We start from the raw sequence: 10469 nt of genomic DNA, 5'->3' as shown, positions 1-10469 counted from the left end.
CACCTACGCAGGAAACCGCCAAGGGAGTCAAAGGCGATTTTTCGATAACCAGAGAGGAAACCGCTGCCATTTGCCATTCCCATCCGAAGGATAAACAATTTGAATCGATCCCAGGATATGGCGAACATGAAGCTGTTTTGCTTGGATATCCGAGCTACATAGTTAGAAACTCGGTTTATGGCGTACTTGAAATCGACAAAGGCCAGTTCCAGTACAGGATACTAAGAGGCACACTGCCCCTTAATGATCTTCGGAACATCCAGAGCCGTCTCAATCAATTTCAGAACCGACTAAGTCCGTAGAAGAGCCCGGAAACAAGCTAACGGAGGTCACATGAAAGCCGCTTTTATCATACTACTAGGCTTGTCCCTCTCCGGCGTAAACATAGCGAGCGCCGTCGCCGAAACCAATGAAGAAAGATTATCCACACAGATCCTTAGGGATCCCTCTCCAGCCATTGCGAGACGGGTATCGATTAGCGGGCGCCTGCAATGGAGCAACGAAGACAGGAATCTCTATCCGACTTGGGCGGGCACCCCGGCGCCTCGCGATTACTGCCTCCCAGTACTCATAAACCAGAAAGATGACTTGACGAGCGAGGCAGCCGAAAAACTTAGCGGGAAGAACGTTAAAATCTACGGAATAATTTCTTTCGTTTCTTCGGACGCAGATTCAATCTCGGTAAATTCCTGTAAGCAGTTGGGCATACATGTAATACACATGGAAGCTGTCAGCGATAAATAGAGCGGTAGCCGCAGAGCCTCAAAGGCGCCGGCAACGGGGTCTGAATCGCTCAGGAATCCATAGACATTTCGCAGCCATCTTTAAGGCCCCGGCAACGGGGCTTTTTTCTTGTAGGGCATCCCGGCAACAAAGCCAATATCGCGCCAACATTCGTTGCTGCCAGCAAGCATGTTGACCGGGAACACCTTGTCACCAGGGCAGTGCGATATAAAAACCGGGTCAGAGCACCTTTCCGTCTAGCCCCTGTCGGAAGCCCTCTGACCCGGTTCGCAACGCTGTCGGAAGCCACTCTGACCCGGTTCGCACGGTTCGCACGGTTCGCAGAATAGTTCGCTCATGACTCTCGGCATACTCAATGCTCGACTAAGCCCTCGGGAAGCAGCATGGGTAGGCTGAGCAAAGCCGGATGGTTGTTCCTTGCGATTATTTTGCTTTCGTTGTTTTACGGATCATGCCGCTCGGTAGCTGCCCTGGATAAGGGCTATTCGTGGAGCGACATGGATTGGAATCGGGACGGCAACACGAGCCTGTCCGAGTTTTTATCGGCCGGTGATGTCGGCATGCGGAAAACCAAACGCTACGATCGCGACTGCAAAGAGTATTTTTCCTACAAGGACGGCTTGCCGATCAAGACGGTTTGCCTGGACTAGCTATGGTTTCATGATCCCCATTGCGGACCGGGGGGCCGCGCAAACCTTGAGTGTCTCGACTGGTGTTCAACGCCGTAATTCGGCATCGAGCTCATTCAAGAGTTCGCTGAAGCGTCCGCGACCTTGAGCCGGAGACGGCAGGCGTCGCAGGACGTTACGTACCGCGGGCGATGCGAGGTTCGCGGCCCAGTGCAGTTGTTCGTTGCCGACATCCGTGTCGTTTCCGGCTTCGAGTTCGAGGGCGAGCGCTTGGTGGACCGCCGCGCCGAGGACATGTTTGACCTGGTGCGGGGAGGCGAGGGGATGCAGATAAGCGGCGGCTGCCGCGTGGCTGGCCGCATGCGCGGCGTTGGCTGCGGACGCATCCTTGGTTTCGCGAGCGGCCGCGTAAGCGGCCCAGGCGCAGGCGCGCAAGGTCGCCTTGCGTTTGTCGCCCGCGGCAAACGCTTCCGCTTCCGCTATGGCGTCGCGCGGGCGTAGATCGTTCGGGCGGGCGGCCTCGAAGATCGGCAGCACGCGTCGGGCGCAGGCCGCTGCGAACAGCGCGATCTGCCGGAGTTCGTCTTCGCTGAGCGGTATTTCGATTTTGCCTTTGGCGCTCACCGAGGACTTCTCCTGCCGCGTGCCGGCACGGGTGGCGCCGAGTCTTCGTTGTTCAAGCCTAAAGCTCATGCCGAGTCTCGATGCATCGAGGGACCGGGAACGCGGTGTGGATCTGTCGCTCAGGCAAAGCTCCAAGGGAGCCTTCACGCCGCCGCGCGGGCCTGGCGCAGGTGCGCGGGTCTTGCGACCCGCTGCCTCGGCGCTTCCCGGCTGCCAAGGACGAGTGTTGCCGGCGCCCCAAACGAAAAAGCCCCTGAGTTCGTCAGGGGCTGTTTCGTAATCTGGCGGAGAGAGGGGGATTCGAACCCCCGAAGCGCGGTTTAGACGCTTACACACTTTCCAGGCGTGCTCCTTCAACCACTCGGACACCTCTCCGGGATCTGTGCGGGCGCTATCGCGGGCCGTGCAGAGCCGGGAATTCTAGCCGCGGCGGGGCCCGGTAACAAGCCGAGGCTTCGGCCGCCGCCGCACAGGGGCGCCGAGGCTCGGGCGCGGGGGTGGGGCGTGGCACAATGTGGAGGTTCGTTCATGCTTCGCTCCCGGCTTCCGTCGCGAGCGCCCGGACGGCGTCGTGCGCACCGCGTCCGACCCGTCAGAACGCCTTATCGCAAAGGATCCGATGTCGTATCTTGTCCTCGCCCGCAAGTGGCGCCCGAAGCGTTTCGCCGAGTTGGTCGGGCAGGAGCACGTGGTGCGCGCGCTGACCAACGCGCTCGGCACCGGGCGCGTGCATCACGCCTTTCTGTTCACCGGTACCCGCGGCGTCGGCAAGACCACGATCGCGCGCATCTTCGCCAAGTCGCTGAACTGCGAGCGCGGCACCTCGGCCGACCCCTGCGGCGAGTGCAACGCCTGCCTGGACATCGACGCCGGCCGCTACATCGACCTGCTCGAGATCGACGCCGCCAGCAACACCGGCGTCGACGACGTGCGCGAGGTGATCGACAACGCCCAGTACATGCCGAGCCGCGGACGGGTCAAGGTCTACCTGATCGACGAAGTCCACATGCTGTCGAAGTCGGCGTTCAACGCGCTGCTGAAGACGCTCGAGGAGCCGCCGGGGCACGTCAAGTTCCTGCTCGCCACCACCGACCCGCAGAAATTGCCGGTGACGGTGTTGTCGCGCTGCCTGCAGTTCAACCTCAAGCGCCTGGACGAGCAGCAGATTTCCGGGCAGATGACCCGGATCCTAGCCGCCGAGGGCATCCCGGTCGACGAGGCCGCGATCCGCCAGCTCAGCAAGGCCGCCGACGGCAGCCTGCGCGACGGCCTGTCGCTGCTCGATCAGGCCATCGCCTACAGCGGCGCCGGCAGCGACGCGCGCCTGGAAGGGGCGGCGGTCGCGGCGATGCTCGGTACGGTCGACCGGACCCGGGTCGGTGCGGTCCTGGCCGCCCTGGCCGACGGCGACGGTCAGCGCCTGCTCGACGAGGTCGCGACCCTGGCCGAGTTCTCGCCCGACTGGGGCGGGGTGCTGGAAACCCTGGCCGATGCGCTGCACCGGATCCAGGTGCGCCAGCTCGTGCCCGAGGCCGCGGTCGAGGCCGACGGGGTCGATGTCGACACCCTGGCCGAGCAACTGCGGCCCGAAGTCGTGCAGCTGTGGTACCAGATGAGCGTCAACGGCCGCCGCGATCTACCGCTGGCGCCGAGCCCGCGGGCAGGTTTCGAGATGAGCGTGCTGCGGATGCTGGCGTTCCGTCCGGCCGGGGCCGGCGGCGATACCGGCCCGGCGCCGTCGTCGGGCGGCCGCAGCGAGCCGGCGCGCAGCGCCAGTGCCAGCGCGGCGGCCCAGGCCGCGGCGGCGATGCGCGAGATGGGCGGTGGGCGCCAAGCGGCGCCGAACCTCGAAGCGAGCAAGGCGCCGGCCTCGGAAGCGCCGGTGCAGGAGACCAAGGCGCGTCCGCAGCCGGAGCCGGTCGCGGCACCGGCTGCGAAGCCGGAACCCATGCCGGAACCTAAGCCGATCGTGGCCGCGCCCTCCGAACCGGCGCCGCGCGTGCAACCGGTCGTGGCCGCCAAGCCCCAGGCCGATGCCGAGCCGCAGGCCCGCCCTCCGCTGACTTGGCCGGACGAAGAGCTTTCGCCCCAGCCGAACAATCACCGAGTGTCGGACCGAACCGAAGCGCCGGCCCGGGCGGCGGCAGCGGTCGTCGAACGAGCGGCCGCGCCCGAGCGCGTCGAGCTGCGCCCGGAAGCGCCGGTTGCAGTACCGGCCCAGGCCGCGGCCGAGCCGGTGCGCGACATGGCGCCGCCGACGGCGCCTGTCGATCCGGGTCCGAGCCTGTTCGGCAGCCCCGGCCCCGACAGCGAAACTTCGGTCGTCGTGCCGAGGATGGAGACCGTCTCTGCACCCACAGCGCCGGCGCGTCCGTCCGAGCCGATCACGATGCCGGCCCGCGCCGCTTCGGCCTCGGCCGGGGCGATCGCCGACGACGACGCCTGGCATGCGCTGGTCGATGCCAGTGGCCTGCGCGGCCCGGCCCGCATCCTCGCCGAGCACGCCAGTTTCGTGGCTTACGGCGACGGCGTGCTGACCTTGTCCTTGCCGGCCGACGACGACCATCTGCGCGCACCGGCCTTGATCAAGATGGTCGCCGACGCCTTGGCGAGCCGCCTGGGTGCAGCGCCGCAGATCCGCTTCGAAGCGGCCAGCGCGGCCGGCGAATCGCTGCATGCGCGCAACCTGCGCGCGCGCGACGAGCGCCAGGCTTCGGCCGAGGAGCGCTTCATGAACGACCCCGACGTGCGCCGTCTGATCGACGTGCACGGCGCCAAGGTGGTGCCGGATTCGATCCGTCCCTTCGACGAGGCCTGACCGCAACCCTTGCGCCGCGCGGTTTGCGGCCCAACTACATCACCGACGACATGAGGCTGCGGCAGACTGCGGCCTCGATCCACCGATTACTTTCACGACCAAGAGGCAGGACCATCATGCGCGGCAACATCGCCCAACTCATGCAACAGGCGCAGAAGATGCAGGAAAACGTGCAGCGCGCCCAGGAAGAATTGGCCAAGATCGAAGTCACCGGCAGCGCCGGCGGCGGCATGGTCAGCGTGACCCTGACCGGCCGCATGGATTGCCGCAAAGTGCGCATCGACCCGAGCGTGCTGGCCGATCAGGAAATGGTCGAGGACTTGATCGCCGCGGCGTTCAACGATGCGGTCAACAAGATCAACAGCGAATCGCAGGCGAAGATGTCGGCCGCGACCGCCGGCATGCCGATGCCCCCGGGCATGAAGCTGCCGTTCTGATCGCCACCGCGGACGCTCATCGATGAATCTGCATATCGGCGTCACCACCGCATTGGTTGCGGCCGCGTTGCTCGGGCTGGATCTGTACGCGACCTGGACGGTCTGGCGCGAGCCCGACCTGACCGGCCTGCAGAAAGGCCTGCAGTCGGCGCTGGTGTGGATGATCCCGCTGCTCGGCGCGATCCTGTGCCTGAACGTCGTGCGCGCGATGAATCGCGAACCGATGGCGCGCAGCAGTTTTCCGACCTCCGAATAATCCGGCGAGCCGAAGCGACCGCGATGACGACCGTCCGTTCCGTTCCGTTGCCGCCGGCTGCTCAGGCATGAGCAGCCGCCTGCTCGAACAACTGATCGACGCCTTCCGGGTGTTGCCGGGCGTCGGTCAGAAGTCGGCCCAGCGCATGGCCTACCACGTGCTCGAACGCGAGCGCAGCGGCGGCCAGCGTTTATCGGACGCGCTCGCCGAGGCGATCGAGAAGATCGGCCATTGCGTGCGTTGCCGCGATTTCAGCGAGACCGAAGTCTGCGCGACCTGCGCCAGCGGTTCGCGCGATGCGCATCTGCTGTGCGCGGTCGAGTCGCCGGCCGACCGGCTGGCGATCGAACAGGCCACCGGTTATCGCGGCTTGTACTTCATCCTGCAGGGCCGCCTGAGCCCGCTCGACGGCATCGGCCCGCGCGAGCTCGGCCTGGACACCTTGGCCACGCGCCTGGCCGAGGGCGAGGTGCAGGAACTCATCATCGCCACCAACCCCACCGTCGAAGGCGAGGCCACCGCGCACTACCTCGCCCAGCTCGCGCGCCAGCACCAGGTGCGGCCGAGCCGGCTCGCCCATGGCGTACCGCTCGGCGGCGAACTCGAATACGTCGACCGCGGCACCCTCTCGCATGCCTTCGGCAGCCGCAGCGAAGTGCCGCAGTAGGGCGGGAATTGGGAGTCGGGAATTGGGAATCGGTTGAAGCGAAGCCTGGCGACTTGGTCGATTCGATGGCCTGCGAAGGTGGACGGCGAGAGGCCGGGAAACACGCGACTGCCCAAGTTTCGTCGTCGGCGGCGCGGTACGATTCCCGACTCCCCAATCTTGAATCCCGGCTCTCATGACCGACACCACCATCTTCGGCAAGATCATCCGTCGCGAGATTCCCGCCGACGTCGTCTACGAGGACGACGACCTGATCGCGTTTCGCGACATCGCGCCGCAGGCGCCGGTGCACGTGCTGTTCGTGCCGAAGACGCCGATCGCCACGCTTAACGATCTGCAGCCCGACCAGGCCGTGATTGTCGGCCGCCTGGCTCATGCCGCCGCGGCGTTCGCCCAGCGCGAAGGTTTCGCCGAGGACGGCTATCGCCTGGTCATGAACTGCAACGGCGACGGCGGCCAGACCGTGTTCCAGCTCCACCTGCACCTGCTCGCAGGCGCCCAGCTCGGCCGCTTCGGCACCCCGCGCTGATTCGACGCGGCAGGTACTGCTGCTCACATTAGTGGGCGCCGAGGTCGTTCACCGAGTCTTGCCGGCAGCACGTCGCCGAGCGCATCGTGTCGCGAACGCCTACGCATTTCCCCCTTTGAAAAAGGGGGGCAGGGGGGATTTGCTTCTGCTCTTGCTTCATCGCGCATGGTGCAGCCATGCCTTCGCGATCCCAAGTCCCCAAAACCAAAACCACGTCCCAAAACCAACGAAGGCGCCCACAGGCGCCTTCGTTCGTTACCGCAATCGCGAAACGATTGCGCGGTGCCTCACCACCAGCCCCACCACGGCCACGGCGCCGGGCGTTCGATTACGTCGACGCGCTCGCGCACCGGCCACAGATAGACCACGTCGGCATCTAGCTTCGGGAACCGGTAGTCGTATTCGCCGATGCGGCGCGACTCGTAACCGGAGATGCGGCCGGTGAAGGTCACTTCGCGGTTGCGCTCGAACAGGGCCGGGTCGTAGAAGCCGGCGCGGCAGGCGAGGAAGCGGCCGCCGGTGTCGTCGGTGGCCCAGTACGGCCGGCCGGAATCGCCCAGGCGGGTCGAGATCATCTCGAAACAGGTGCGGTTGGCCTGGGGTTCGACGTTGACGATGCGGCCGCCCCAGCGCACGACGGCGCCGGTGCTGTCCTGGGCCGCGGCGTCGGACGGGGTCAGGGCGGTGAATGCCCCCTGCAACGGTTTGGGCTGCGAGGCGCAGGCGCTGATCAGCGCGACGCCGGCAGCGAGTAAGGCAAGTCGGAGCTTCATCGACGTTCTCCAGTGGGGCCGGGGCGGTGTGCGCGTAGCGCCCGGACCAGTTCATTGCGCAGTTCTCGGGCCTCGCGCCGCCCGGGTTGGCCACCAGCGTACCGCCAATCGCTGAAATGTTGGCTGAGCCGGAGCAGGCTTTCGCCCAAATCCGGGCGGGCCTTGGTCACACGTTCAGCCCAGGCCAGCGCCGGCTCGTGCGCCTCGCGCTCCAGGCCGAGGCGGCGATAGCGGCGCGACAGCCGGTGCCAGGCGCGCAGGACCGGGTCGCGCTCGCGCTCGCCGCGGCTGCTGAGCCAGACCATCCACAGCAGGGTGAGGCTGGCGAACAGCACGAACAGGGCGATCAGTTTGCCGCTATCGAGGTTGTCGACGCCGAACGGCTGCAGCATGCGCTGCTGGCGGCTGGCATCGAAACCGAGCACGAAATCGTTCCAGCCGCGGCGCAGCCAGTCGCTGAGGTTGAACAACGGCGTCGCCCCGGCGATGCCGCCGAACAGCCCGCCGGCGCCGGGGCGGCGGTCGGCGAGGGTGTCGTAGATGCGTTCCGGCGCGACCGCGGCGGTCGGGTCCACCCGCACCCAGCCGCGCCCCTGCAGCCAGACCTCGGCCCAGGCGTGGGCATCGGAGCGGCGCACCAGCCAGTAGTTGCCGACCGGGTTGAAGTAGCCGCCGGCATAGCCGGTGACCACGCGGGCCGGAATGCCGGCGGCGCGCATCAGGACCACGAACGAAGAACTGAAGTGTTCGCAGAAACCGGCCTTGTGATCGAACAGGAACTCGTCGACCGAGTGCCGGCCGAGCAAGGGCGTGGCCAGGGTGTAGACGAATTCGCGGCGGATCATCGCCAGGGCGCGGTCGACGATGACGGCATCGTTGTTGCCGGCTTCGGCGCGCCAGCGCTGCGCCAGGGCGAGGGTGCGCGGGTTGTAGCCGCTGGGCAGGGACAGGGCGGCGCGGCGCAGGGTTTCGCGCAACTGCGGCTCGTACGACGCCGGCGGCGCCGATTGCAGGCGCCAGCGGCTCAACGAGGTCAGCGCACGGTCGGCGTAGATGCCGTGATCGATCGACAAGCGCGTGCCGGGCGGCGCTTCGCGCGGCAGATCGAGCGAGACGAACTGGCGCGTGTCGGTGGGTTCGACTTCGAGTTCGTAATCCCAACGGGTGCGCCCCGCGCGCATCGGGGCCGCCGGCAGGCCCTGGAACCAGCGCGGCTGGGTCCACTCGCGGCCGTCGAAATTCCACAGCACCGGCCCGCGCCAGTACATCTGCGAGGTCGGCGGCGCCGTGCCGCGAAAGCGTGCGCGCAGCGTCACGGTCTCGTCGTTCATCAGGTCGACCATCTCGCCCGGGCTCATCCGGTCGGACAGGCCGGGGCGGGCGAGGGCGCGCTCGGGCACACCCCATAACGGCGAGCTCAGGCGCGGGAACAACCAGAACACCGCCAGCGCCAGCGGCAATCCGATCGCCACCAGGCGGCCGATCGCGAGCAGGCGTTGCCAATGCGTTTGCGCCGGCTCGACCGCGCGCAGCGGGTCCGGGCGCGATTCGATTTCGGCCAGGCGTTGCAGGGTGGACAAGGCGAACATCGCCGCGGCCAGGCCGAGGGTGAGCGACAGCGGCCCCTGGTCGAGCAGGAAGGTCGCGAACGGACCGAACAGGGCGAAGCCGATCAGGCTGCGCGCGTCGCGCAGGGTATGGGTTTCGGACGGTTTCAGCGCGAACATCGCCGCGAGCAGGGCGCAACCGGTGTCGCGGCCGAGGGCGAAGCCGGTCATGATCAGCACGGTGCCGATCAGCGCCAACAACAGCACCAGGCGCAACGCGCTCGGCAAGGGGCGGCGCCACGACAACACGCCGATGCCGACGCCGGCCGCGGCGATCACCGCGGCGATCTGCAGCGGCAATTGCAGCAGTAACGGCAACAGACAACTTGCGCCGGCCAGCAAGGCCCAACGGCGGGTGACTGGCTCCAGCGCCGGAGCGGCGGGCTTAGCCATGAGGCATCAGCGCCAGTGCGCGCAGGCAGGCGTGGCGATGCGCCGGCCCGGTGCCAGGGCCGAGCGAGGGTTGGTTCGGCAGGCTCAGCCGATAACGGCAGCCGTCGCGTTCGGCCTCGTCGACCCAGCGCGCCAGGCGCGAAATCCTTGCCTCCTGGCCGAGACCGGTCAGACGATGCCATTCCAGTTCGACGTCGGCGCCGAGCGGTTGCTCGTACTCGCGCACCAGCAGGGTGTCGCGCCGTGCCGAATGCTTCCATGCGATGGCGCGCCGGGCATCGCCGAAACGGTAGGCGCGCAAGTGATGAACGTCGTCGCCGCTCGGATGCAATCGCGTCACCGCCTGATCGCCGCCGCCGACCGGCAGCGGCGGGCCATGCGCTTCCGGGGTCGGATAGACCAGCAGCGGCGCTTCCGGCCAGACGTGCGCCCAGGCGCGGGCCAGGCCGAGCGGCCGGGTCGTCGATATGCGCAAGCGCGGCAGGTCGAGCCAACCGCGTCGCTCGGTAGCGATGCGCAGTTCGGCTTCGCCGGCACCCTGCTCGAGATCGAGCACGACCGCGTCGATGCCGAGCGCGCCGTGATCGTCGACGCGCAGGCCGCGGCGCACCCGGTCGGGGGCGGCGCGCGCATGCACACGCACGGCCAGGGGCAGGCCGGCCGGCACCGGTTCGGCGTCGATCGCGACGATGCTCAAACCCGTCAGTTGCAACTGCGCCGCGATCAGGCTGGCGAGCCCGGCGCCGCCGAGCAACAGGGCGAGCAGAAAGGCCGGGTTGTTGTTGTAGTTCAACGCGCCCAGGGTCATGGTCGCGAGCAGGGCGCCGTAGAACAGGCCGAAACCGGTCGGTAGCACGTAGATGCGGCGGCGGTCGAAGCGCGCCGGCAAGGGCTCGGGCCGGCGCGGACGCGTCAGCGACATCATGCGCAGGCGCCATGCGTTCCAGCGCCGTGTCGCGGGCCGGACCGGGCCGTGGTCGAGATCGTCCTGC

At 67.1% G+C, this 10469-nt stretch carries 11 protein-coding genes and 1 tRNA gene; 7 read left to right on the top strand and 5 right to left on the bottom strand.

The genetic code is table 11. From position 1 onward, the window contains the following. Both ACTJJK_RS19505 and ACTJJK_RS19500 read left to right on the top strand, forming a co-directional pair. Window positions 1-302: hypothetical protein (locus ACTJJK_RS19505; protein ID WP_440731007.1), on the top strand; the 302-nt coding region annotated here is incomplete at its 5' end. 825 nt (window positions 303-1127) lie between these two features. Next, entirely contained in the window at window positions 1128-1394 is a 267-nt protein-coding gene (locus ACTJJK_RS19500; protein ID WP_440731006.1) for a hypothetical protein, read from the top strand. Window positions 1395-1460: 66 nt separating this feature from the next. Here the strand turns inward: ACTJJK_RS19500 and ACTJJK_RS19495 are convergent, their stop codons facing one another. Continuing rightward, window positions 1461-2066, bottom strand: coding sequence for a putative immunity protein (locus tag ACTJJK_RS19495; RefSeq protein WP_440731005.1), 606 nt, complete (start codon window positions 2064-2066; stop codon window positions 1461-1463). A 213-nt stretch (window positions 2067-2279) separates the two neighbouring features. Continuing rightward, window positions 2280-2372, bottom strand: a tRNA-Ser gene (locus tag ACTJJK_RS19490). Window positions 2373-2616: 244 nt separating this feature from the next. Here ACTJJK_RS19490 and dnaX point away from each other — a divergent pair. The 5 genes from dnaX to ACTJJK_RS19465 all read left to right on the top strand — a co-directional run bounded on the left by dnaX (window position 2617) and on the right by ACTJJK_RS19465 (window position 6704). Beyond that, window positions 2617-4815 (top strand): DNA polymerase III subunit gamma/tau, encoded by a 2199-nt coding sequence (gene dnaX, locus ACTJJK_RS19485; RefSeq protein WP_440731004.1) that lies wholly within the window; start codon window positions 2617-2619, stop codon window positions 4813-4815. 116 nt (window positions 4816-4931) lie between these two features. Next, complete coding sequence (locus tag ACTJJK_RS19480; protein WP_031373708.1) at window positions 4932-5252, top strand: YbaB/EbfC family nucleoid-associated protein; 321 nt, start codon at window positions 4932-4934, stop codon at window positions 5250-5252. Window positions 5253-5274: 22 nt separating this feature from the next. Continuing rightward, a complete protein-coding gene (locus ACTJJK_RS19475) occupies window positions 5275-5508 on the top strand; it encodes a hypothetical protein (protein ID WP_440731003.1) in 234 nt (77 codons plus the stop codon). Between the two features lie 67 nt (window positions 5509-5575). After that, window positions 5576-6175, top strand: a complete 600-nt coding sequence (gene recR / locus ACTJJK_RS19470; protein WP_031373706.1) for a recombination mediator RecR — start codon at window positions 5576-5578, stop codon at window positions 6173-6175. Window positions 6176-6350: 175 nt separating this feature from the next. Beyond that, window positions 6351-6704, top strand: a complete 354-nt coding sequence (locus ACTJJK_RS19465; RefSeq protein ID WP_031373705.1) for a histidine triad nucleotide-binding protein — start codon at window positions 6351-6353, stop codon at window positions 6702-6704. Window positions 6705-6991: 287 nt separating this feature from the next. Here ACTJJK_RS19465 and ACTJJK_RS19460 read toward each other — a convergent pair whose 3' ends face one another. The 3 genes from ACTJJK_RS19460 to ACTJJK_RS19450 are packed head-to-tail and all read right to left on the bottom strand — an operon-like array spanning window position 6992 to window position 10402. Continuing rightward, a complete protein-coding gene (locus ACTJJK_RS19460; RefSeq protein WP_031373704.1) occupies window positions 6992-7477 on the bottom strand; it encodes a Slp family lipoprotein in 486 nt (161 codons plus the stop codon). Next, the gene (locus ACTJJK_RS19455; protein WP_440731002.1) at window positions 7474-9477 is read right to left on the bottom strand and encodes a transglutaminase TgpA family protein; all 2004 of its coding nucleotides are present in this window, start codon (window positions 9475-9477) and stop codon (window positions 7474-7476) included. Before ACTJJK_RS19455 ends, ACTJJK_RS19460 begins: the two co-directional genes overlap by 4 nt. Beyond that, entirely contained in the window at window positions 9470-10402 is a 933-nt protein-coding gene (locus ACTJJK_RS19450; RefSeq protein WP_031373702.1) for a DUF58 domain-containing protein, read from the bottom strand. Before ACTJJK_RS19450 ends, ACTJJK_RS19455 begins: the two co-directional genes overlap by 8 nt. Window positions 10403-10469 lie beyond the last annotated feature (67 nt).

The organism is Lysobacter sp. 22409, from assembly GCF_052045105.1.
Classification (GTDB): Bacteria; Pseudomonadota; Gammaproteobacteria; order Xanthomonadales; family Xanthomonadaceae; genus Lysobacter; species Lysobacter antibioticus_B.
Note: the sequence above shows the minus strand (reverse complement) of the source record. Positions and strands in the feature narration are given on the sequence as shown.